This window comes from Pseudomonas wadenswilerensis (genome assembly GCF_024749185.1).
Lineage (GTDB): Bacteria > Pseudomonadota > Gammaproteobacteria > Pseudomonadales > Pseudomonadaceae > Aquipseudomonas > Aquipseudomonas wadenswilerensis.
Map to the genome: position 1 here is coordinate 2,762,910 of NZ_CP087191.1, position 22,137 is coordinate 2,785,046.

Genomic DNA, 22,137 nt, shown 5'->3' on the forward strand with positions numbered 1-22,137 from the left:
GTCCCTCCCGCGCTTCAACCACTGTTGAGGTGCCGACATGACTGACTCTACCGAACGTAAAGGCATCCACCTGACCCGTGCGCTGAAAAGCCGGCATATCTTCATGCTGTCGCTGGGCGGGGTGATCGGCACCGGGCTGTTCATGGGCTCGGGGGTGACCATCAACCAGGGCGGGCCCATGGGCGCGATCCTCGCCTACCTGGTGGCGGGTTTTCTGATGTACCTGGTGATGGTCTGCCTGGGCGAGCTGTCGGTGCAGATGCCGGTGTCCGGCTCGTTCCAGACCCACGCCACCAAGTTCATCGGCCCGGCCACGGGCTTCATGATCGGCTGGGTGTACTGGATGAGCTGGGCCACCACCGTGGGCCTGGAGTTCACCGCCGCCGGCATGCTGATGGTGCGCTGGTTCCCCGAGGTGCCGATCTGGTACTGGTCGGCGCTGTTCGTGGTGGTGCTGTTCGGCCTCAATGCCCTGGCCACCCGCGCCTTTGGCGAAGCCGAATACTGGTTCTCGGGGATCAAGGTGGCGGCGATCCTCGGCTTCATCATCGTTGGCGTGCTGGTGATCTTCGGCGCGATCCCGCTGACCAGCGGCGAGCCGGCGCCGATGATGAACAACCTGATCGGCGACTCGATGTTTCCCAACGGCCTGTCGGCGGTGTTCGCGGTGATGATGACCGTGGTCTATGCCTTCCAGGGCTGCGAGATCATGGGCGTTGCCGCCGGTGAAACCGACCAGCCGGAAAAAAGCATCCCCCGCGCAGTGCGCAACGTGGTGTTCCGTGTGCTGATCTTCTACGTGCTGGCCATCGTCGTGCTCTCGGCGATTGTGCCGTGGCAACAGGCCGGCCTGATGGAGAGCCCGTTCGTGCAGGTGTTCGACATGGTCGGCATTCCCTACGCGGCGGACCTGATGAACTTCGTCATCCTTACCGCGATTCTGTCGGTGGGCAACTCCGGCCTGTATGCCTCCACGCGCATCCTCTGGGCCATGTCCAAGACCGGCATGGCGCCGAAAAGCCTGTCGCCGCTGAGCAAGCGCGGCGTGCCGTTGCGGGCGCTGAGCATCACCCTGTGCTTTGCCCTGGTGTCGCTGATGACCAGTTTTGTCGCCGCCGACACCTTGTTCATGGTGCTGATGGCGGTGAGCGGCATGTCCGGCACGGTGACCTGGATCGTCATTGCCCTGGCCCAGTACAAGTTCCGCCGCGCCTACTTGCAGGGCGGCGGCAAGCTCAGCGACCTCAAGTACCGCGCGCCGCTGTTCCCGCTGGTGCCGCTGCTGTGCATCGCCCTGTGCAGTTCGCTGTTCGTGTTCCTGGCCCTGGATGAGACCCAGCGGCCGTCGCTGTACTGGGGTTTTGGTTTCATCGCAGTGTGTTACGCGGCGTACTTCATCATTCACCGCAAGCGCCAGGTGGTGTTGGCGCCGTCGGTGTAAGCCCATCGCGGGGCAAACTCGCTCCTACCTGTAAATGTAGGAGCGGGCTTGCCCCGCGATAGGTTGTACAAAGTTGTAACAGGCGCGGCCATTACTTCTCAAAGTAAATATTTAAATCTAATAAAAACAAGCAATTAGATCTGTAACTTCATCTGTTACAGCAAGTAATCCAGCCGATTGTCTCCTTGTTGAACACTCGTTTAGTATGGCCTCACGTCATACCTCTCACGCCAACCACAATAATTCGAGGCCCCCCATGACCCCTCCTGCGTCGCTGCTCAGCCAGGTCGAAGCCGGCATTGCCTGGATCACCCTCAACCGTCCGGATCAGCGCAACGCGCTGGACATCCCCAGCCTGAAAAACCTGCATGCCTTGCTCGAGGCCCATAACGCCGACCCGGCGGTGCGCGTGGTGGTCTTGACCGGCACCGGCCGCAGCTTCTGCGCAGGCGCCGACCTTGCCGAGTGGGCCGAGGCCGAAGCCCGCGGCGCGCTTGAAAGCTACGGCTGGACCGAAACCGCCCACGCCCTGATGCAGCGCCTGCACAGCCTCGACAAACCGACCATCGCCGCCATCAACGGCACTGCCGTCGGCGCCGGCATGGACCTGACCCTGTGCTGCGACCTGCGCGTGGCCGCCGCCTCGGCGCGGTTCAAGGCCGGCTACACCAGCATGGCCTACAGCCCGGATGCCGGCGCCAGCTGGCACCTGCCGCGGCTGATCGGCAGCGAACAGGCCAAGCGCCTGCTGTTCCTCGATGAGCTGTGGGGGGCCGAGCGCGCCCTGGCAGCGGGACTGGTGGGTGAGGTGTGCGCCGATGAGCAGTTGCTGGCGGTGACCGCCGAGCTGGCCGGGCGCCTGGCCAAGGGCCCGACCTTCGCCTTCGCCCAGACCAAACGGCTGATTCGTGACGGCGCCCAGCGCACCCTGGGCGAGCAGCTACAGGCCGAGCTTGCCGCCGGGCTGCTGTGCGGGCGTAGCGAGGATGGCGCCGAAGCGTTGCGTGCTGCCGTCGAAAAGCGCACCGCTAATTTCGTTGGTAAATAACAACTTACAAGAACTTCTTCAGGATCGACTCATGAATTTCCAACTGACCCAAGAACAACAAATGTTGGTGGAAGCGGTACGCAGTTTTGTCGCCAAGGAGTTATTGCCCCATGAAGAGGCGGTCGACCGCGCCGACGAGGTGTCGCCGGAGCTCGCCGCGCAGATTCGCGGCAAGGCCATCGCCGCTGGCTTCTATGCCTTCAACATGCCTGAGGAAGTCGGCGGTGGCGGTCTCGATTACCTGTCCCAGGCGCTGATCGAGCGCGAGCTGTCGAAGGTGTCGTGGGCCCTGCATGTGTTTGTCGCGCGGCCGTCGAAGATCCTCATGGCCTGCAAGGACGAACAGATCAACGACTACCTGCTGCCGTGCATCCAGGGCGAGAAGACCGACTGCTTTGCCCTCACCGAACCGGGTGCCGGCTCCGATGCCAATGCGATCAAGACCCGCGCCGTGCGCGAGGGTGACAACTTCGTACTGAACGGCAGCAAGCACTTCATCAGCCATGCCGGCCACGCCGATTTCGCCATTGTCTTTGCCGTCACCGACACCTACGAGCACAACGGCAAGACGCGCAACGCGGTGACCGCCTTCCTGGTCGACCGCGGCACCCCGGGCATGACCATCCGCCGCGGGCCCAAGTGCGTGAGCAACCGCGGTTATCACACCTTCGAGCTGTTCTTCGATGACTGCACGGTGCCGGCCAGCAAGGTGCTGGGTGAAGTCGGCAAGGGTTGGGAAGTGGCCAACGCCTGGCTCACCGCCGGGCGGGTGATGGTCGCCGCCAACTGTGTTGGCCAGGCCCAGCGCGCCCTGGACGTGTCGCTGCAATGGGCGGCCGACCGCAAGCAGTTCGGCCAGCCGATCGGCACCTACCAGGGTATCTCGTTCAAGCTCGCCGACATGGCCACGCAGATCCGCGCCGCCGAGCTGTTGACCCTGCACACGGCCTGGAAGATGGACCAGGGCACGATGACCGATGGCGAGGCGGGCATGGCCAAGCTGTTTGCCAGTGAAGTGCTGGGCAAGGTTGCCGACGAGGCGGTGCAGATCTACGGCGGCATGGGCCTGATGGACGAAGGGCCGGTCGAGCGGATCTGGCGCAATGCGCGGATCGAGCGGGTCTGGGAGGGTACCTCGGAGATCCAGCGGCACATCATTTCCCGTGAACTGCTGCGCCCGCTGTTGCGCTGATCAGGAGCCTGCTCATGTTACGAGACAATCTCAAACGCCTGCTCGCCCCGCGCCACCTGGCGTTTGTCGGCGGGCGCAGCATGGCCCGGGCGCTCAAGCGCTGCGCCGAGGGCGGTTACCAGGGGCAGATGTGGCTGGTCAACCCGCAGCACGACAGCCTCGATGGCGTGCCGTGCGTGCGCAGCGTCGGCGAACTGCCCTGTGCGCCGGATGCGGTGTTCATCGCCACCAACCGCGAGCTGACCCTGACCTGCGTGGCCGAGCTGGCGGCCAAGGGTGCCGGCGGGGCGATCTGCTACGCCTCGGGCTTTGCCGAAACCGGCGCCGAAGGCCAGGCCCTGCAACAGCAACTGCTTGAGGCCGCCGGCGACATGGCGCTGCTCGGCCCTAACTGTTATGGCCTGCTCGATTACCTGCACAGCGCTGCGCTGTGGCCGGTGGCCCATGGCGGCAAGGCAGTAGAGAAGGGCGTGGCGGTGCTGACCCAGAGCGGCAATTTTGCCTACAACCTGTCCATGAGCGACCGCTCGCTGCCGGTGGCCTACATGGCTTCGGTGGGCAACCAGGCGCAGATCGGCATTGCCGAACTGATGGACGTGCTGCTCGATGAGCCGCGGGTCACTGCCATCGGCCTGCACCTGGAAGGCCTGAAGAATGTGCCGGGTTTTGCCCGCGCGGGGCACAAGGCGCTGGAGAAGGGCATCCCGATCATCGCCCTGAAAACCGGGGTGTCGCAAATCGGTGCGGAACTGGCGCTGAGCCACACCAGCTCGCTGTCCGGCTCCGATGCGCTGTACGACAGCCTGTTCGAGCGCCTGGGGGTGATCCGCGTCAGCGGCCCGGTGAGCTTTGTCGAAACCCTCAAGGCCGCCGCCTGCGGCCACTTGCCCAAGGGCGGCAGCCTGATCGCCCTGGCTTGCTCCGGTGGCGATGCCGGGCTGATCGCCGACTATGCCGAACGCAACGATCTGAGCCTGCCGAAGCTGGATGATGGCCAGGTCCGCGAGCTGGCCCAGGTGCTGCCAACCTATGCCAACCTGGTCAACCCGCTGGACTTCACCACGGCGATCTGGGGCGACGGCGCCGCGCTTGAGCGCATGCTCGACAGCGCCCTGCGCACCGAGGCCGATGCCGCCATGCTGGTGCTCGACTACCCGGCGGAGTTTACCGGCGAGCGCAAGGAGTGCGACCTGCTGCTGGAGCTGTACTGCGCGGCGCTCAAGCGTCACGGCAAGACCGGCTTTGTCACCTCGGCCTTGCCCGAACTGCTGCCGGCCTTCGCCCGCGAGCGCCTGCATGCCCATGGCATTGCCGCGCTGCAGGGCGTCGAGGATGGCCTGGCGGCCTGGGGGCGGATTGCCGCATACCAGGGCCAACGCCAGGCGCTGCTCGACCTGGGCGAGTCAGCGTTGCCGCCGTTGTGCCCGCAGGCGCTGCAAGGCGAGAGCGAGCTGCTCAACGAATGGCAATCGAAACAAGCCTTGCAGGCGTTTGGCCTGCCGGTACCCAAGGGCGTGTTGAGCACGCCGGAGCAGGCCCTGGCCAATGCGCAGCAAGTCGGCTACCCGCTGGTGCTCAAGGCGGTCAGTGCGCAACTGCCGCACAAGACCGAAGCCGGTGCCGTCGCCCTCAACCTGCGCGACGCCCAGGCCCTGGGCGCGGCGCTGGAGCAGATGCGCGCACGGATCGGCACCTATGCGCCGGGTGTCGCGTTCGATCAGCTGCTGCTCGAGCCCATGGCCAGCGCGCCGCTGGCCGAGCTGATCGTCGGCATCAAGCGCGAGAACGACTTCGGCCTGGCCCTGGTGATCGGTGCCGGCGGGATCCTCGTCGAGCTGCTCAAGGACAGCAAGAGCCTGTTGCTGCCGACCACCGACGGCGCCATCCGCAAGGCCGTGCTCGGCCTGCGCAGCGCGGCCTTGCTCCAGGGTTTTCGTGGCCGCGAGGCGGCTGACCTGGAGGCGCTGGTGGCAGCGATCCGTGCGGTCGCCGACTACGCCTGCGAAAACGCTGCGCAATTGCTGGAACTGGATGTGAACCCATTAATGGTCGGTGCCCAGGGCACCACCGCGGTCGATGCGTTGATTCGCCTCGGCCAGGTGTAAGGAGATGAACATGCACAACAGCTCATTGACCGGTGGCCAGGCCCTGGTGCGCCTGTTGGCCAACTACGGCGTCGATACCGTGTTCGGCATTCCCGGGGTGCACACCCTGGAGTTGTACCGTGGCCTGCCCGGCAGCGGCATCCGCCACGTGCTGACCCGCCATGAACAGGGCGCGGGCTTCATGGCCGACGGTTATGCGCGGGTCAGCGGCAAGCCGGGGGTGTGCTTCGTCATCACCGGCCCCGGCGTTACCAACGCCGCCACCGCCATCGGCCAGGCCTATGCCGACTCGATCCCGATGCTGGTAATTTCCAGCGTCAACCACACCGCCAGCCTGGGCAAAGGCTGGGGCTGCCTGCACGAAACCCAGGACCAGCGCGCCATGACCGCGCCGATCACGGCGTTCTCTGCCGTGGCGTTGAGCGCCGAGGACCTGCCTGGGCTGATCGCCCGTGCCTATGCGGTATTTGACAGCGAACGCCCGCGTCCGGTGCATATCTCGGTGCCGCTGGATGTGCTGGCCGCACCGGTCGCCCGCGACTGGAGCAATGAAGTGGTGCGCCGCCCGGGCCGGGGCGTGCCGGCCAGTAGTGTGCGGGATCAGGCAGCCGGCAAACTGGCAGGCGCCAGACGGCCGATGATCATCGCCGGTGGCGGTGCCCTGGCCGCTGCCCAGGAACTGCAACAACTGAGCACGCGCCTGGCCGCGCCGCTGTTCACCAGCGTTGCCGGTAAGGGTCTGCTGCCACCGGATGCGCCGCTCAATGCCGGTTCGTCCTTGTGCGTGGAGCCGGGCTGGCAACTGATTGCCGAGGCCGACGTGATCCTCGCGGTCGGCACCGAAATGGCCGACACCGACTTCTGGCGCGAGCGGCTGCAGCTCAATGGCGAGTTGCTGCGGGTGGATATCGATCCGCGCAAGTTCAACGATTTCTATCCCTGCGCCGTGGCCCTGCAGGGCGATGCCCGGCAGACCGTCGCCGCCTTGCTCGAGCGTTTGCCGCAAACGTCGCGCGATGCCGGCGCTGCCATGGATGCTGTCGCCAGCCTGCGCCAGGCGGTCAAGGCCAGCCATGGCCCGCTGCAGGCGATTCACCAGGCGATCCTTGACCGGGTCGCGGCCGAGCTGCCGGCCAATGCGTTCATCAGCACCGACATGACCCAGCTGGCCTACACCGGCAACTATGTCTATGCCAGCCGCGCCCCCCGCAGTTGGCTGCACCCGACCGGCTACGGCACCCTCGGTTACGGCTTGCCGGCCGGGATTGGCGGCATGTTCGCCACGGATGATCGCCCAGGCCTGGTGCTGGTCGGCGATGGCGGTTTCCTCTACACCGCCCAGGAACTGGCCACCGCGGTCGAAGAGCTGGAGCGCCCGCTGGTGGTACTGCTGTGGAACAACGATGCCCTGGGGCAGATTCGCGATGACATGCTCGGTTTGGATATCGAGCCGATCGGCGTGCTGCCGCGCAACCCGGACTTCATCGGCCTGGCCCGGGCCTTTGGTTGCAGCGTGGCGCAGCCGCACAGCCTGGATGACCTGCAACGGGAACTGCGCAGCGGCTTTGCCCGCAACGGCGTAACCCTGATCGAGCTCAAGCACGCTTGCGCGCGCTGAGCTTCAACCGCTTTTTTGGGAGACTGCCATGCGCTTTTCCGATCTGACCCAACGTATCGCCGGTGACGGCGCCGCTGCCTGGGACATCCACTACCGCGCCCTGGAACTGCTGGAAAAAGGCGAAGACGTGCTGTTGCTGTCGGTTGGCGACCCGGATTTCGACACCCCGGCGCCGATCGTCCAGGCCGCCATCGACAGCCTGCAGAACGGCCACACTCATTACTCCGACGTACGCGGCAAGCTGGCCCTGCGCCAGGCCATTGCCCGCCGGCATCAGCAACGCAGCGGCCAGCCGACCGCCGCCGATCAGGTGACGGTGCTGGCCGGGGCCCAGTGTGCGCTGTTCTGCGTGGCCCAGTGCGTGCTCAACCCCGGCGACGAAGTGATTGTCGCCGAGCCCATGTACGTCACCTATGAGGCCGTGTTCGGCGCCTGTGGCGCCACGGTGATCCCGGTGCCGGTGCGCCCGGAGCACGGCTTCCGGGTCCAGGCCGAAGATGTCGCCGCGCGCATCACCAGCAAGACCCGCGCCCTGGCCCTGAACAGCCCGCACAACCCCTCCGGCGCCAGCCTGCCGCGCACTACCTGGGAGGCGCTGGCCGAGTTGTGCATTGCCCATGACCTGTGGTTGATCTCCGATGAGGTCTACAGCGAGCTGCTGTACGACGGCGAGCACATCAGCCCCGGCAGCCTGCCGGGCATGGCCGAGCGCACGGCGACCCTCAACAGCCTGTCCAAGTCCCATGCCATGACTGGCTGGCGGGTCGGCTGGGTAGTGGGCTCGCCAGCGCTGGCCACGCACCTGGAGAACCTGGCGCTGTGCATGCTCTACGGCTCGCCGGACTTCATCCAGGACGCGGCAGTGGTCGCCCTGGAGCAACAACTGCCGGAGCTGGCGGCCATGCGTGAAGCGTACCGCCAGCGCCGCGACCTGGTCTGCGCGTGCCTGGCCGATTGCCCAGGCCTGCGTGCGCTCAAGCCCGATGGCGGCATGTTCGTGATGGTCGACATCCGTGAAACCGGCCTCAGCGCCCAGGCGTTCTCTTATCGCCTGCTCGATCACCACGGCGTCTCGGTGCTCGCCGGCGAAGCCTTCGGCCCCAGCGCCGCCGGGCATATCCGCCTGGGCCTGGTGCTCGGCGCCGAACCGCTGCGCGAGGCCTGCCAGCGCATTGCCCGTTGCGCGGCTGAACTGATGGAGGGCAAAGCCCATGCGTGACTACCCGCGGCTGTTTATCGATGGCAGCTGGCAGTTGCCGTCGGGCCAGGGCCTGGCCGAAGTGATCAACCCGGCCACCGAAGCAGTGGCAGGCCGGGTGCCGCTGGGCGACGAGCAAGACGTCAACCGGGCGGTGGCAGCGGCGCGCAACGCCTTTGGCAGCTGGTCGCAAACCCCGTCCAGTGTACGCGCCGGCTACATTCGCGCCCTGGCCGAACAGCTCAAGGCCCGCGCCGATGAGATGGCGGCCGTCATCACCCGCGAGCTGGGCATGCCGGTGCAGTGGTGCCGGGCGGTGCAGATCGACGGGCCGATTGTCGGCCTTGAGCAGTACATCGAACTGGCCGGGCTGATGGACGAGGTACGCGAAGTCGGCAATTCGCTGGTAGTGCGCGAGGCGGTGGGCGTTTGTGCGTTCATCAACCCCTGGAACTACCCCCTGCACCAGTTGATCGGCAAGCTGGCCCCGGCGTTGGCCGCGGGTTGCACGGTGGTGGTCAAGCCGAGCCAGGAAACCCCGCTGCACGCGTTTTTACTGGCCGAAATGATCGAGGCCATTGGCTTGCCGGCCGGGGTGTTCAACCTGGTCAGCGGGCCGGGCTCCAAGGTCGGTGAGGCGCTGGCCCGTCACCCGCAGGTGGACATGGTCTCGTTCACCGGCTCCACCGGTGCTGGCGTGCGCGTGGCCCAGGCCGCGGCGCCGTCGGTCAAGCGCGTGTGCCTGGAACTGGGCGGCAAGTCGCCGCTGTTGATCACCGCCGATGCCGACCTCGACGCCGCGGTGCGCTATGGCGTGCAGGACGTGATGATCAACTCCGGGCAGACCTGCACGGCCCTGACCCGCATGCTGCTGCCCGCCAGCCGCTATGAAGAGGCCCTGGCAATCGCCCTGGATGAAACCCGCCAACTGGTCATGGGCGACCCGCAAGACCCGAACAGCTTCCTCGGCCCCATGTGTTCGGCGGCGCAGCGGCGCACCGTGCTGGACTACATCCGCATTGGCCAGGAGGAGGGCGCACGGCTGCTGTGTGGCGGTGACACCGTGTCAGGCCTTGAGCGCGGTTTCTACGTGGCGCCGACCCTGTTCGCCGACGTCGACAACCGCATGCGGATTGCCCAGGAAGAGATCTTCGGCCCGGTGCTGTGCCTGATTCCCTATGCCGATGAGGCGCAAGGGGTTGCCCTGGCCAACGACTCACCCTTCGGCCTGTCCAGCGCGGTGTGGGCGGCGGACCGCGAGCGGGCCCTGCAACTGGGCCGGCAACTGCGCGCCGGGCAGTGCTTCATCAATGGTGCGGCGTTCAACTACCAGGCGCCGTTTGGCGGCTACAAGACCTCGGGCAATGGTCGCGAGTGGGGCGAGGAGGGTCTGGCCGAGTTCGTCGAGACCAAGGCTATTCAGCTCTGAAGTGGCGGGCAGGTTCAGGCCTGCCCGACGTTGTCCTGCGGTTTGTCGAAGGCCACGAACAACTGGTCGGCGGTGATAGCGCCCAGGTCCAGGCGCATGTTGGCTTCGAGCATGGCGAACAGGCGGGTGAACACCTCGAACACCTTGCAGTGGTCTTCCAGGCCGGAGAACGGGTTGTCGATCTTCTCGGCGATCAGCGAGCTTTCCTGCACCGCGTCGTAGACCTCGCGCAGGGTGATTTCGCTGGCCGGGCGGGCCAGGGTCAGGCCGCCATGGGCGCCGCGCCAGGACTTGAGGATGTTGGCCTTGACCATCAGCGACACCAGGCTGCGCACCCGCGTGGGATGGGTCTTGACCCACTTGGCGATGGTCTCGGTACGCAGTTTTTGCGGCGCGTTGGCGGCCACGAACGAGAGGATGTACGAGGCGGTGATCAGGCGGGTCGACTGGCTCATCTGGCGAAAATCCCTGTAGGAGCGGGCTTGCCCCGCGATCGATGTTACAGACAAAACGCTATCGCGGGGCAAGCCCGCTCCTACAGAGGAAGGGGATTGGCAGCGAACTGATTTTGAGTTTAATGTATTTGTCACGATGACAATTACAAATATTTGCATCGATGCGTGCGAGGTTGGCTGAATCCTTTTCTCTGCAGTTCTACAGGGGCAATGCCATGAGCGATAACAACAACAAGATTACTCAAGCGATGCACGACAGCGGTTTGCCGCGTCGGGATTTTCTCAAGTACAGCGCGACGGCGGCGGCCATTGCCGGTGCATTCTCGCTCGGCCTGCCGCTGCGCGGTTGGGCCGAGGAGGCCACGCCCAAGGCCGGCGGCGTGCTGCGCATGGGCCTGGCCGGGGGCAGTACCACCGACTCCCGCGACCCGGGCTCGTGGAGCGACACCTTTACCTTTGTCGGCTTCTCGGCGGTGTACAACACCCTGAGCGAAATCAGCGTCGACGGCACGGCGATCCCCGAGCTTGCCGAGCGCTGGGAGTCCAGCCCCGATGCCCGCATCTGGACCTTCACCCTGCGCCAGGGCGTGACCTTCCACAACGGCAAGACCCTCGATGCCGGCGACGTGGTTGCCTCGATCCAGCATCACCTGGGCGACAAATCCACCTCGGCGGCCAAGACCGTGCTTGGCGATGTCGCCAAGGTCCAGGCCCAGGGCAACGATACGGTGGTGTTCGTACTGCACTCGGGCAACGCCGACTTCGCCTATGTGGTCGCCGATTATCACCTGGTGATCATGCCGGCCAAGGACGGCGGTGCCGACTGGCAGGCCGGGGTTGGCACCGGCGGCTATCGCCTCAAGGGCTTCGAACCCGGCGTGCGCATGGACCTCGAACGCAGCCCGGATTACTGGAAAGCCGGCCGCGCGCATTTCGCCAGTGCCGAGTTGCTGGCCATCGCCGACGGCGCGGCGCGGGTCAATGCCCTGGTCACCGGCCAGGTCGATGTGATCAACAAGGTCGACCTGAAAACCGTCGCGCTGCTCAAGCGTAATCCCAACCTGGTCATCGAAGAGACCAAGGGCGCCCAGCACTACACCTTCCCGATGCTCACCGACAGCCAGCAGTTCCAGGACAACAACATCCGCCTGGCGCTCAAGCACGCGATCAACCGCGAAACCCTGCTGGCCTCGGTGCTCTACGGTTATGGCCAGATCGGCAACGATCACCCGATCCAGCCCGGCAGCCGCTTCATCAACAGCGCCCTGGAGCAGCGTGGCTATGACCCGGACAAGGCGCGCTTTTACCTGCGCCAGGCCGGGGTCGATTCGCTCAAGGTGCGCCTGCAGGCTTCGGACGCCGCCTACACCGGTGCGGTGGACGCCTCGGTGCTGTTCAAGGAGCAGGCGCGCCAGGCCGGCATCGACATCGACGTGGTGCGCGAACCGGCCGATGGTTTTTTCTCCAATGTGTGGATGAAACAGCCATTCACTACCTCGTTCTGGTACAGCAGCCTGACCGCCGACCGCATGTTCAGCATCGGCTACGCCAAGGGCGCGGCCTGGAACGAGACCCACTGGGACAACGCCCGCTTCAACCAGCTGCTCAATGCCGCCCGCGGCGAGATGAACGCGCCGCTGCGCCAGGAGATGTACAACGAAATGCAGGCCCTGTGCCGGGACGAGGGCGGGGCGATCGTGCCGCTGTTTGCCAGCTCCGTGGCCGCGCGCTCCAAGCGTGTGGCCCACGGCGGGCTGACCGCGCCCTACGGCGAACTCGACGGCTTGCGGCTGATCGAGCGCTGGTGGCAGGCGTAAGCCGCACGAGCGGATTGCACCTTTCTTGGTTGAGCCTGTTCGAGGAGCTGTACGGTGAATAGTCTTTGCAAACTGCTGCTCCAGCGCCTGGCCCTGGGCCTGTTGTCGCTGTTCGCGGTGTCGGTGATCATCTTCCTGGCCGTTGGCATGCTCCCGGGCGACGTCGCCCAGGCCATGCTCGGCCAGGCGGCAACTCCCGAGACCGTCGCGGCGTTCCGCGCCCAACTGGGCCTGGACCTGCCGCCGCTGACCCGCTTCGGCCACTGGGCCTGGCAACTGCTGCACGGGGACCTGGGCCTGTCGCTGGCCAACCAGCGGCCGATCGCCGAGCTGATCGGCGCACGCCTGGGCAACACCTTTACCCTGGCCTTGCTGGCGGCGCTGGTGTCGGTACCGGCGGCCTTGCTGCTGGGCATGCTCGCGGCGCTGTACCGCAACAGCTGGTTCGACCGCCTGCTCAACACCAGCGCCCTGAGCGCAGTGTCGTTCCCGGAGTTCTTCGTCGCCTACATCCTGATCCTGGTGTTCGCGGTCAAGCTCAACTGGTTGCCGAGCATCTCCAACCTGGCCCCGGGCGCGTCCTTCGCCGAGGTGCTGGAGCGTTCGCTGCTGCCGGTACTGACCCTGAGTCTGGTGGTGATCGCGCAGATGATGCGCATGACCCGTGCGGCGCTGATCAACCTGCTGGCCAGCCCGTATATCGAGATGGCCCGGCTCAAGGGCATCAGCCAGGCGCGGATCATCTTCCACCACGCCTTGCCCAATGCCCTGGCACCGATCATCAACGTGGTGGCGCTGAACCTGGCCTACCTGGTGGTCGGCGTGGTGGTGGTCGAAGTGGTGTTCGTCTACCCGGGGCTCGGCCAGTTGCTGGTCGACTCGGTGGCCAAGCGCGACATCCCGGTGGTGCAGGCCTGCAGCCTGATCTTCGCGGCCACCTACATCCTGCTCAATACCACGGCCGACGTGCTGTCGATTGCCAGCAACCCACGGCTGATGCATCCGAAGGGGTAAGCCATGAGCCTGATCAAACCGTTGTTGCGGGCCCCCTTGAGCGCCCAGTTCGGCCTGCTGGTGATTGTCCTGTACATCCTGGTGGCGCTGTTTGCGCCGGTGCTGGCGCCGTTTGGCGAGACCGAAGTGGTCGGCGAGGGCTTTGCGCCCTGGGGCGGGCAGTTCCTGCTGGGTACCGACAACCTTGGCCGCGACATGTTCAGCCGCCTGGTGTATGGCGCGCGCAACACCCTGGGGATTGCCTTCCTGACCACGCTGCTGGCCTTTGCCGTCGGCGGTTTCTGCGGCCTGGTGGCGGCGATCAGGGGCGGCTGGATCGACCAGGGCCTGTCGCGGCTGGTGGATATCCTCATGGCCATCCCGCAGCTGATCTTCGCTTTGCTGATCCTCAGCGTGGTCGGCACCAACGCCACGTCGCTGGTGCTGGTGATCGCGCTGCTCGACGCCACCCGGGTGTTTCGCCTGTCGCGGGCGGTGGCGATGACCGTGGTGGTCCAGGACTTTGTCGAGGCCGCGCGCCTGCGCGGGGAGGGGCTGTGGTGGCTGGTCAGCCGCGAGGTGCTGCCCAATGCCGCAGCGCCGCTGATTGCCGAGTTCGGCCTGCGCTTTTGCTTTGTCTTTCTGTTCATCAGTGCGCTGTCGTTCCTCGGCCTGGGCATCCAGCCGCCGACTGCCGACTGGGGCAGCATGGTCCGCGACAACGCCGTGCTGATCACCTTCGGCGATATCAGCCCGCTGTTGCCGGCCCTGGCGGTGGCGCTGATCACCGTCAGCGTCAACTTTGTCGTGGACTGGGTGCTGCATAAGTCCAGCGGCCTGAAGGAGTGCTGAGTATGACCATGAGTGAAAAGCCGCTGCTGGAAATCCGCGACCTGCACATCGAAGGCCATTACCAGGACGCCTGGCATCCGCTGATCAAGGGCATCGACCTGACCTTGCAGCGGGGTGAAGTACTGGGCCTGATTGGTGAGTCGGGGGCGGGCAAGTCGACCCTGGGCCTGGCCTCCATGGGCTATGTGCGCGACGGTTGCCGCATCACTGGCGGCTCGGTGCGTTTCGACGGCCAGGAGCTGGTCGGCGCCAAACCTGAAGCCTTGCGCACGCTGCGCGGCCTGCGCATCGCCTATGTCGCACAAAGCGCCGCCGCGTCGTTCAACCCGGCGCACCGGCTGATTGACCAGCATGTCGAGACGGCGGTCAGGAACGGCGGTATCGACCGCGTCCGGGCCGAAGCCGAAGCGGTGGAGCTGTACCGCGTGCTGCGCCTGCCCAACCCCGAACAGATCGGCCAGCGTTACCCCCACCAGGTCTCCGGCGGCCAGTTGCAACGGGTCATGACCGCCATGGCCATGGCCTGCCACCCGGACCTGATCATTTTCGACGAGCCGACCACCGCCCTCGACGTCACCACCCAGATCGAAGTGCTGGCGGCGATTCGCGATGCGGTGAAAACCTACGGCAGCGCCGCCCTGTACATCAGCCACGACCTGGCGGTGGTGGCGCAGATGGCCGACCGCATCATGGTGCTGCGCCACGGCAAGCTGGTCGAAGAGGCCGACACCCGCAGCATGCTTGACGCCCCGCAGCAGGACTACACCAAATCGTTGTGGGCGGTACGCAGTTTTCGCACTGAACCCAAGCCGTGCCCGCAACAGGCGACACCGCTGCTTGAGGTGCGCAAGGCCAGCGCCAGTTACGGCCACCAGCCGGTGCTGCATGAGGTCTCGCTCAAGCTCCATCGCGGCCAGACCCTGGCAGTGATCGGCGAGTCGGGCAGTGGCAAGAGCTCTACCGCACGGTTGATCACCGGCCTGTTGCCGCCGACTGCAGGCCAGGTGCTGTATGACGGTGAAGCCCTGCCGGCCGATTATCGCCAGCGCAGCAAAGAGCAGTTGCGCCGGGTGCAGATGATCTACCAGATCCCCGACACCGCGCTCAATCCGCGCCAGCGGATCGTCGACATCATCGGCCGGCCGCTGAGTTTCTACCTCGGCCTCAAGGGCCAGGCCCTGCGCCAGCGGGTCGCAGAATTGCTGGAAATGATCGAGCTGGACCCGGCGCTGTATATGGAGCGTCAACCCCGCGAGCTGTCCGGCGGGCAGAAGCAGCGCATCTGCATCGCCCGGGCGCTGGCTGCCGAGCCGCAGCTGATCATCTGCGACGAGGTCACCTCGGCCCTCGACCAACTGGTGGCCGAAGGTGTTTTGAAGCTGCTCAACCGTATCCAGCAGCAACTGGGCGTGGCTTACCTGTTCATCACCCACGACGTGGCCACGGTGCGCGCCATTGCCGACGAGGTGCTGGTGATGCAGCGCGGGCAGGTGGTCGATCACGGCAGCCGTGAGGCGATCTTCACCCCGCCGCACCGCGACTACACCGGCCTGCTGTTCTCCAGCGAGCCGGAAATGGACCCGGACTGGCTCGACCGCCTGCTGGCCAGGCGGGCGCTGACTTCCACTGTGCAAACCGTTTAAGGACTCCCCATGAATGTACTGATCGTTCACGCTCACCCCGAGCCGCAATCCTTCACCGCCGCCTTGCGTGACCAGGCTGTTGAAACCTTTACTGCCCAGGGCCATCAGGTGCAGGTCAGCGACCTGTATGCGATGAACTGGAATCCGGTGGCCAGCGCCGATGACTTCGTCAGCCGCGAGAACCCGGATTACCTGGTGTATGCCCTGGAGCAGCGCCTGGGGGTCAAGAGCCAGTCGATTGCCGCCGACATTCAGCAGGAGCTGGACAAGCTGCTGTGGGCCGACCTGGTGGTGCTGAATTTCCCGATCTTCTGGTTCTCGGCGCCGGCCATGCTCAAGGGCTGGATCGACCGGGTGCTGGTCTCGGGGGTGTGCTATGGCGGCAAGCGTTTCTATGACCAGGGCGGGTTGGTGGGCAAGCAGGCGCTGGTGACCGTCACCCTCGGCGGGCGTGAGCACATGTTCGGCGAAGGGGCGATTCACGGGCCGCTGGAGGACATGCTGCGGCCGATCTTGCGTGGCACCCTGGCCTACGTCGGCTTCGAGGTGCTGGAGCCGTTCGTGGCCTGGCATGTGCCGTATATCAGCGACGAGGCGCGCAAGGACTTTTTGCGTAGCTACCAGCAGCGCCTGGCGCATTTGTCCGATGAGCAGCCGCTGGTGTTTCCGCGCCTGGCGCAGTTTGACGAGGCGTTGTATCCGTTGGCTTGACGGTGGATGCAGTGGCCTCATCGCCGGCAAGGCCGGCTCCCACAGGGGTAGTGCAGGTCACTCAAACTGTGGGAGCCGGCCTTGCCGGCGATTGGCCGTAAGGTAAATGCTGCGCACCTACCCATTCGGGGTATGGTCGCCATCACCGGCTCCCTCGATAGTAACCCCGTCGGCTCACACCGAGCAGATCCTGGTGACACGACGGAGTGGCTATGCGAAAGACACTGAAGGTGATTTCCAGTCTGTTGCTCGCGCCCCTGGCAACGGCGGCGCTCGCCGCCGGCGGGGAGGCGGCCAACACACTCAGGCTGTACAACTGGACGGATTACATCGGCGAAACGACCCTCGCCGACTTTGAAAAAGCCACCGGCATCAAGGTGATCTACGACACCTTCGACGGCTACGAAACGGTTCAGACCAAACTGCTGACCGGGCGCTCGGGCTACGACCTGGTGGTGCTCAACGCCTCCCTGGTCCCGCCGCTGATCAAGGCCCAGGTGTTCCAGCCTCTGGACAAAAAGCAGCTGCCGAGCTGGAACAACCTCGACCCGCAAGTGCTCAGCGACCTGCAAGGCTACGACCCCGGCCTTGCTTATTCGGCGCCCTACACCTGGGGCAGCTCCGGGGTGACCTACAACGTCGACAAGATCAAGGCGCGCATGCCCGATGCGCCCATCGGTTCGCTGGCCATGCTCTTCGACCCGAAGATCGTCTCGCGTTTTGCCGATTGCGGCGTGACCCTGATGGACGCGCCCAGCGAAGTGATCCCGCTGGCCCTCAAATACCTCGGGCGCGACCCCAACAGCGCCACAGCGGATGACCTCAAGGCCGCCCAGGAACTGCTGCTCGGCGTGCGGCCATACATCAAGAAATTCGACTCGGTCAATTACCTGACCAGCCTGCCCAATGGCGATACCTGCCTGGCCCTGACCTGGTCCGGCGACTACGCCACCGCCCAGGCAAGGGCGCAGGAGGCGAAGAAGAACATCAAGCTGGCGTTCTTCATCCCCCAGGAAGGCTCGCTGATCTGGTTCGACAACCTCTACCTGCCCAGTGACGCGCCGCACGCGGCCAATGCCCATCGCTTCATCGAGTTTCTCCTGCAGCCGCAGAACATCGCCCAGGTCACCAACTACATCCACTACGCCAACAGCAATGCCGCTGCCACGCCGCTGGTGCGGGCCGAGATTCGCGACGATCCGGCGATCTACCCGGACGACGCCACCCGCCAGCGCCTGTTCGCGCAGAAAACCCAGAGCGGCAAGGACATGCGCGCCATTACCCGGGTCTGGAGCACGGTCAAGACCGGTAGCTGATTTCTATTTTCCCCTAGCCAAGGACACTGCCATGGCCACGCCAAACAAAGCCTTCGTAGCACCCGCCGCCAATGATGCCCTGGTGGCGGCCGACAAAGCCCACTACCTGCACGGCTACCACGTGTTCGATGAGCATGCCGAGCAAGGCGCGCTGAATATCGTCGCAGGCGAGGGCGCCTACATCTACGACACCGATGGCAACCGCTTCCTCGATGCCGTCGGCGGCATGTGGTGCACCAACATCGGCCTGGGCCGCGAAGAGATGGCCCTGGCCATCGCCGACCAGGTGCGCCAGCTGGCCTATTCCAACCCGTTTTCGGACATGGCCAACAACGTCGCTATCGAACTGTGCGCAAAACTCGCCAGCCTCGCTCCGGGCGATCTCGAGCATGTGTTCCTCACCACCGGCGGCTCGACGGCGGTCGATACCGCCTACCGGCTGATCCAGTACTACCAGAACTGCCGCGGCAAGCCGCACAAAAAGCACGTGATCGCCCGCTACAACGCCTATCACGGCTCCACCTGCCTGACCATGTCGATCGGCAACAAGGCCGCCGACCGGGTGCCCGAATTCGACTACGGCCATGAGTTGATCCACCACGTCTCCAACCCGAACCCGTATCGGGCACCGGATGACATGGACGCGGCGGAGTTTCTGGATTTTCTGGTGGCCGAGTTCGAGGACAAGATCCTCTCCTTGGGCGCCGACAATGTCGCGGCGTTCTTTGCCGAGCCGATCATGGGCTCGGGCGGGGTGATCATTCCGCCCAAGGACTACTTCCTGCGCATGTGGCAGGTATGCCAGACCTACGACATCCTCTTCGTTGCCGACGAGGTGGTGACCTCCTTTGGGCGCCTGGGCAAGTTCTTTGCGTCCGAGGCGCTGTTCGGCGTGCAGCCGGACATCATCACCACTGCCAAGGGCCTGACCTCGGCCTACCTGCCGCTGGGCGCGTGCATCTTCTCCGCGCGCATCTGGAAGGTCATCGCCGAGCCGGGCAAGGGCCGCTGCTTCACCCATGGTTTTACCTACAGCGGCCACCCGGTGTGCTGCACCGCGGCGCTGAAGAACATCGAGATCATCGAACGGGAGAACCTGCTGGCCCATGTCGATGAGGTCGGCGGCTACCTGGAGCAGCGCCTGCAGACCCTGGCCGGGCTGCCGCTGGTGGGCGAGGTGCGCTGCATGAAGCTGATGGCCTGTGTCGAGTTCGTCGCCGACAAACGCAGCAAGGCGCTGTTTGCCGATGAAGTGAACATCGGCGAGCGCATCCACCGCCGGGCCCAGGCCAAGGGTTTGCTGGTACGGCCGATCATGCACCTGAACGTGATGTCGCCGCCGCTGATCATCACCCGTCAGCAGGTGGACGAAATCGTCGAGACCTTGCGCCAGTGCATTGTCGAAACGGCAGAAGAGCTGCGCCAGGAAGGAGTGCACGTGGGTGCATGAGCAGCCATCGCTGGCAAAGCCAGCTCCCACAGGTCCGGTGTACACCAACCCACTGTGGGAGCAACTGTCTTGATCAGGCTGTTTGCACTCGCCAAGGGGTATTGTCCCGCAGCATTGCATTCAGCCTGACGATCAGCACCCGCATGCAAGCTACGAGTGCCACCTTGGCGCACTTGCCACGTGCCCGAAGTGCTTCGTAGCGTGCTTTAAATTCTGTGTTGTGACGGATGATGATCCAGCTCGACATGTACAGCACTCGCCTTACATGGGCCCGACCACCCCATATCTGGCGGTGCCCTCGATGGCTACCACTATCGTTGTTGTAAGGCGCTACGCCCACCAGAGCGGCGATCTGACGGCGGTCCAACTGCCCCAGTTCAGGCAGTGAGGCGAGCAGATTTGCGGCGGTTACTCGACCGATTCCGGTCACTGCCAATAACTGACGCGCCCTGGTATCGTCCAGTTGCACCATCGCCTGATCAATTTCTTCGTCGAGGCGTTTGATCAGCACTTTCAGCTGCTCTATATGCTCATCGAAGTGGGCCATCACTGTCGCCGAGCGACATTGCTGGCGACGCCGCTTGTCGTCATCACGGCTCTGCACAAATTGGGCGCGCTGCTTCACCAGCTCTCGCAGCTCTTCGCGTTCAGGGCTGACCGGTTGGCCTTGAGGGGCGCTGAGGTGTGCAGCGAAGTCCGCAAGGACTTCGGCGTCGATCTTGTCGGTTTTGGCTTTTTTACCCATGGCATCGGCGAATTTTCGGGCACGGGCTGGGTTGATGCAGATGGTTTCCAGTCCTGCTGAGGCCAGGGCGATCAACACATCTTTCTCGTAGCCGCCTGTCGCTTCGATCAGCACTCGACTGATATTGAAGTCCTTCAGACGCTCAAGCAACGCCTCGAAGCCTGCGGAGTTGTTGGCCACTTCGAAGCGGATTTTCTGAGGTTTGATGCAGATTTCCAAAGTGGCTTTGGCAGTGTCGATTCCAACAGAAGACAACATGGCTGAACCCTCTTACACTCAGTTGTGAGAGCGCTCTGGCTTGGCCCACGCTTGTGATTCGAGAGGCGCTCAATCAACTGTTCGGGCTCGGGCCAGAGTGGAGAGGTGAATGGCAGCTTTGCTCCCACACGTGCTTTAAGCACTACCGGCGTACAGCTTGCCATTCACCGCTCTCACTTCTGATTCTATTCCTACCTCAAGACACAAGCCGGCCTTGCCGGCGATGGGCTGCATCGCAGCCCCCAGGCGAGTTAGACTGCCGGGCATGAGCCGAGCCACCGCCGACACTCCGATCTGCCTGTCTTTCTCTGCCCTGCAGCAATGGCATGCAGCGCTGCAGCACGCCTTTGCCCGCAGCGGCGAGGCCGACGCCCTGGCAAGCCTCGCCGCCGCCCTGAGCCAGCTGGTGGCGGTCGAGTCGATGATGATCAGCCTCGAACGCCAGGGCCAGCCGCCGCAACTGCTCTACCAGCAAGGCATCCCCGAGCGTCACCGCGACGCCATCCTCAACCGCTACTTCACCGCCGGCTACCTGCTCGACCCGTTCTGCCTGGCGGTGGAGAAGGGCCTGGCGCAAGGCTTTTACCACCTGCAGGACATCGCCCCGGACCACTTCTTCGACAGCGACTACTACAAGACCTACTACCTGGGCACTGGCTGCACCGAAGACAGCTACTACATCGTCGATATCGACCACCACAGCAAGATCTCCCTGAGCCTGTTCCAGGGCTGCGGTGGCAGCAGCCTGAGCGTCGAACAACTGCACCTGCTGCAGGCGGTGGAGCCCATGGTGCGTGAACTGATCAGCCGCTTCGCCCAGCACGGCCTTGAGCAGAACAGCGAAGCCACTGGCCAGGGCAGCGTCCAGGCGGCCTTCGACAGCTTTGGCTGCAACGTGCTGACCGAACGCGAGCGTGAAGTGGCGCAGATGATCCTGCGCGGCCACTCGGTGAAATCCACCGCTGGCGAGATGGGCATCTCCCCGGAAACCGTGCGCATGCACCGCAAGAACCTCTACCTTAAACTGGAGATAAACTCCCAGTCCGAGCTGTTTGCGCGCTTTATCGACTGGTTGCGCCAAGGCTGACCCTCGGCCTTGTGGAGGCCCTGATGAACCGCTCTACCGAGCAACACCTGCAGGCCTTGGGCAACGACGGCTTCGTCTTGTTGCCGGGCGTGCTCGACAGTGCCCAGGTCAAGCTGCTGCGTCATGCCATCGACGGGCTCCAGGCGTTTCATTGGGACTACAGCGGCGGCCTGATCGAACACTACAAGTGCGTGTTCAACCGCGACCCGCTGTGGCTGGCGTTCCTCGACCTGCCCGGGGTGATCGAGCTGGCCGAGGCGGCGTTGGGTGAGGATTGCCATATCATCGGCCAGACCGCCTGGCGCTGCCATCCGGGCTACCAGGGCATGTCCTTGCACCTGGACTACCTGATGATGGACGTTGCCCCGGCGCTGATGGCCGACCCGGCCTTCGAGCTGCCAATGCAGATCTGCACTGTGCAGTTGTACCTGGATGACATCGACGCCGACCTGTGTCCGACCCGGGTGGTACCGGGCAGCCACAGGGCAGGGCGCGCGCCGCGCAAGAATGAGCAGAGCTGGCAGGGCCGTCCGCCGCAGGCGGTGCTATGCCAGGCCGGCGACGCCCTGGTGTTTCGCAGTGAGCTGTGGCACGCCGGCAGCGACAACCGCAGCGCAGACCGCAGCCGCTACCTGCTGCAGGTGCATTACGGCCGACGCATGGTCGCGCAGAAGTTCTCGCCCTACCTGCACTTTCAGTTCAACCCGGCGGTGCTGGCCGCTGCCACGCCACGCCAGCGCCGCTTGCTGGGCGAACACGCCGAAACCGAGTACGACTGA

The 22,137-nt window shown here is 64.8% G+C and carries 18 protein-coding genes; 16 read left to right on the plus strand and 2 right to left on the minus strand.

The features are described 5' to 3' along the window. Positions 1-37 precede the first annotated feature (37 nt). The 7 genes from LOY45_RS12700 to LOY45_RS12730 all read left to right on the plus strand — a co-directional run bounded on the left by LOY45_RS12700 (position 38) and on the right by LOY45_RS12730 (position 10,031). Positions 38-1,441, plus strand: a complete 1,404-nt coding sequence (locus tag LOY45_RS12700) for an amino acid permease (protein WP_115086546.1) — start codon at positions 38-40, stop codon at positions 1,439-1,441. A 256-nt stretch (positions 1,442-1,697) separates the two neighbouring features. Further along, positions 1,698-2,489, plus strand: a complete 792-nt coding sequence (locus tag LOY45_RS12705; RefSeq protein WP_115086547.1) for an enoyl-CoA hydratase/isomerase family protein — start codon at positions 1,698-1,700, stop codon at positions 2,487-2,489. Positions 2,490-2,520: 31 nt separating this feature from the next. Continuing rightward, entirely contained in the window at positions 2,521-3,681 is a 1,161-nt protein-coding gene (locus LOY45_RS12710; RefSeq protein ID WP_115086548.1) for an acyl-CoA dehydrogenase family protein, read from the plus strand. 14 nt (positions 3,682-3,695) lie between these two features. Next, positions 3,696-5,786, plus strand: a complete 2,091-nt coding sequence (locus LOY45_RS12715; RefSeq protein WP_258579234.1) for an acetate--CoA ligase family protein — start codon at positions 3,696-3,698, stop codon at positions 5,784-5,786. Positions 5,787-5,796: 10 nt separating this feature from the next. Beyond that, complete coding sequence (locus LOY45_RS12720) at positions 5,797-7,404, plus strand: 5-guanidino-2-oxopentanoate decarboxylase (RefSeq protein WP_258579235.1); 1,608 nt, start codon at positions 5,797-5,799, stop codon at positions 7,402-7,404. Between the two features lie 28 nt (positions 7,405-7,432). Further along, a complete protein-coding gene (locus tag LOY45_RS12725; protein ID WP_134062584.1) occupies positions 7,433-8,623 on the plus strand; it encodes a pyridoxal phosphate-dependent aminotransferase in 1,191 nt (396 codons plus the stop codon). Next, entirely contained in the window at positions 8,616-10,031 is a 1,416-nt protein-coding gene (locus LOY45_RS12730; RefSeq protein WP_258579236.1) for an aldehyde dehydrogenase family protein, read from the plus strand. Before LOY45_RS12725 ends, LOY45_RS12730 begins: the two co-directional genes overlap by 8 nt. Positions 10,032-10,045: 14 nt before the next feature. Here the strand turns inward: LOY45_RS12730 and LOY45_RS12735 are convergent, their stop codons facing one another. Beyond that, a complete protein-coding gene (locus LOY45_RS12735; protein WP_115086553.1) occupies positions 10,046-10,486 on the minus strand; it encodes an Rrf2 family transcriptional regulator in 441 nt (146 codons plus the stop codon). Positions 10,487-10,701: 215 nt separating this feature from the next. Between LOY45_RS12735 and LOY45_RS12740 the strand changes: the two genes are divergently transcribed. The 7 genes from LOY45_RS12740 to LOY45_RS12770 all read left to right on the plus strand — a co-directional run bounded on the left by LOY45_RS12740 (position 10,702) and on the right by LOY45_RS12770 (position 19,268). Beyond that, positions 10,702-12,303: an ABC transporter substrate-binding protein gene (locus LOY45_RS12740; RefSeq protein ID WP_233673400.1), complete on the plus strand. Its 1,602-nt coding sequence runs from the start codon at positions 10,702-10,704 to the stop codon at positions 12,301-12,303. A gap of 54 nt (positions 12,304-12,357) precedes the next feature. Further along, the gene (locus LOY45_RS12745; protein WP_115086555.1) at positions 12,358-13,317 is read left to right on the plus strand and encodes an ABC transporter permease; all 960 of its coding nucleotides are present in this window, start codon (positions 12,358-12,360) and stop codon (positions 13,315-13,317) included. A gap of 3 nt (positions 13,318-13,320) precedes the next feature. Further along, entirely contained in the window at positions 13,321-14,148 is an 828-nt protein-coding gene (locus LOY45_RS12750) for an ABC transporter permease (RefSeq protein ID WP_115086556.1), read from the plus strand. A gap of 8 nt (positions 14,149-14,156) precedes the next feature. Continuing rightward, positions 14,157-15,791 (plus strand): ABC transporter ATP-binding protein, encoded by a 1,635-nt coding sequence (locus LOY45_RS12755; protein ID WP_420832722.1) that lies wholly within the window; start codon positions 14,157-14,159, stop codon positions 15,789-15,791. 9 nt (positions 15,792-15,800) lie between these two features. Further along, positions 15,801-16,502, plus strand: coding sequence for an NAD(P)H-dependent oxidoreductase (locus tag LOY45_RS12760; protein WP_134062596.1), 702 nt, complete (start codon positions 15,801-15,803; stop codon positions 16,500-16,502). A gap of 212 nt (positions 16,503-16,714) precedes the next feature. Next, complete coding sequence (locus tag LOY45_RS12765) at positions 16,715-17,818, plus strand: polyamine ABC transporter substrate-binding protein (RefSeq protein ID WP_258579237.1); 1,104 nt, start codon at positions 16,715-16,717, stop codon at positions 17,816-17,818. 31 nt (positions 17,819-17,849) lie between these two features. Beyond that, on the plus strand, positions 17,850-19,268 hold the full coding sequence (locus LOY45_RS12770) for an aminotransferase (RefSeq protein ID WP_258579238.1): 1,419 nt from the start codon (positions 17,850-17,852) through the stop codon (positions 19,266-19,268). 73 nt (positions 19,269-19,341) lie between these two features. Here the strand turns inward: LOY45_RS12770 and LOY45_RS12775 are convergent, their stop codons facing one another. Beyond that, positions 19,342-20,271, minus strand: a complete 930-nt coding sequence (locus tag LOY45_RS12775) for an IS110 family RNA-guided transposase (protein ID WP_134061462.1) — start codon at positions 20,269-20,271, stop codon at positions 19,342-19,344. Between the two features lie 265 nt (positions 20,272-20,536). On the opposite strand from LOY45_RS12775, the gene LOY45_RS12780 reads away from it, so the two are divergent. Both LOY45_RS12780 and LOY45_RS12785 read left to right on the plus strand, forming a co-directional pair. Continuing rightward, positions 20,537-21,358 carry a helix-turn-helix domain-containing protein gene (locus LOY45_RS12780; RefSeq protein WP_134062603.1) on the plus strand — a complete coding sequence of 274 codons (822 nt, stop codon included), beginning with the start codon at positions 20,537-20,539 and terminating at the stop codon, positions 21,356-21,358. A gap of 23 nt (positions 21,359-21,381) precedes the next feature. Continuing rightward, positions 21,382-22,137, plus strand: coding sequence for a phytanoyl-CoA dioxygenase family protein (locus tag LOY45_RS12785; RefSeq protein WP_233673397.1), 756 nt, complete (start codon positions 21,382-21,384; stop codon positions 22,135-22,137).

Excerpts from the sequence above, each read along its gene's own strand:
- LOY45_RS12755 (WP_420832722.1), top strand. The coding sequence starts at position 14,157 with ATGAGTGAAAAGCCGCTGCTGGAAATCCGCGACCTGCACATCGAAGGC.
- LOY45_RS12750 (WP_115086556.1), top strand. The coding sequence starts at position 13,321 with ATGAGCCTGATCAAACCGTTGTTGCGGGCCCCCTTGAGCGCCCAGTTC.
- LOY45_RS12740 (WP_233673400.1), top strand. The coding sequence starts at position 10,702 with ATGAGCGATAACAACAACAAGATTACTCAAGCGATGCACGACAGCGGT.
- LOY45_RS12710 (WP_115086548.1), top strand. The coding sequence starts at position 2,521 with ATGAATTTCCAACTGACCCAAGAACAACAAATGTTGGTGGAAGCGGTA.
- LOY45_RS12780 (WP_134062603.1), top strand. The coding sequence starts at position 20,537 with ATGAGCCGAGCCACCGCCGACACTCCGATCTGCCTGTCTTTCTCTGCC.
- LOY45_RS12765 (WP_258579237.1), top strand. The coding sequence starts at position 16,715 with ATGCGAAAGACACTGAAGGTGATTTCCAGTCTGTTGCTCGCGCCCCTG.
- LOY45_RS12760 (WP_134062596.1), top strand. The coding sequence starts at position 15,801 with ATGAATGTACTGATCGTTCACGCTCACCCCGAGCCGCAATCCTTCACC.
- LOY45_RS12720 (WP_258579235.1), top strand. The coding sequence starts at position 5,797 with ATGCACAACAGCTCATTGACCGGTGGCCAGGCCCTGGTGCGCCTGTTG.
- LOY45_RS12725 (WP_134062584.1), top strand. The coding sequence starts at position 7,433 with ATGCGCTTTTCCGATCTGACCCAACGTATCGCCGGTGACGGCGCCGCT.
- LOY45_RS12705 (WP_115086547.1), top strand. The coding sequence starts at position 1,698 with ATGACCCCTCCTGCGTCGCTGCTCAGCCAGGTCGAAGCCGGCATTGCC.
- LOY45_RS12715 (WP_258579234.1), top strand. The coding sequence starts at position 3,696 with ATGTTACGAGACAATCTCAAACGCCTGCTCGCCCCGCGCCACCTGGCG.
- LOY45_RS12785 (WP_233673397.1), top strand. The coding sequence starts at position 21,382 with ATGAACCGCTCTACCGAGCAACACCTGCAGGCCTTGGGCAACGACGGC.
- LOY45_RS12770 (WP_258579238.1), top strand. The coding sequence starts at position 17,850 with ATGGCCACGCCAAACAAAGCCTTCGTAGCACCCGCCGCCAATGATGCC.
- LOY45_RS12730 (WP_258579236.1), top strand. The coding sequence starts at position 8,616 with ATGCGTGACTACCCGCGGCTGTTTATCGATGGCAGCTGGCAGTTGCCG.
- LOY45_RS12775 (WP_134061462.1), bottom strand. The coding sequence starts at position 20,271 with ATGTTGTCTTCTGTTGGAATCGACACTGCCAAAGCCACTTTGGAAATC.
- LOY45_RS12735 (WP_115086553.1), bottom strand. The coding sequence starts at position 10,486 with ATGAGCCAGTCGACCCGCCTGATCACCGCCTCGTACATCCTCTCGTTC.
- LOY45_RS12700 (WP_115086546.1), top strand. The coding sequence starts at position 38 with ATGACTGACTCTACCGAACGTAAAGGCATCCACCTGACCCGTGCGCTG.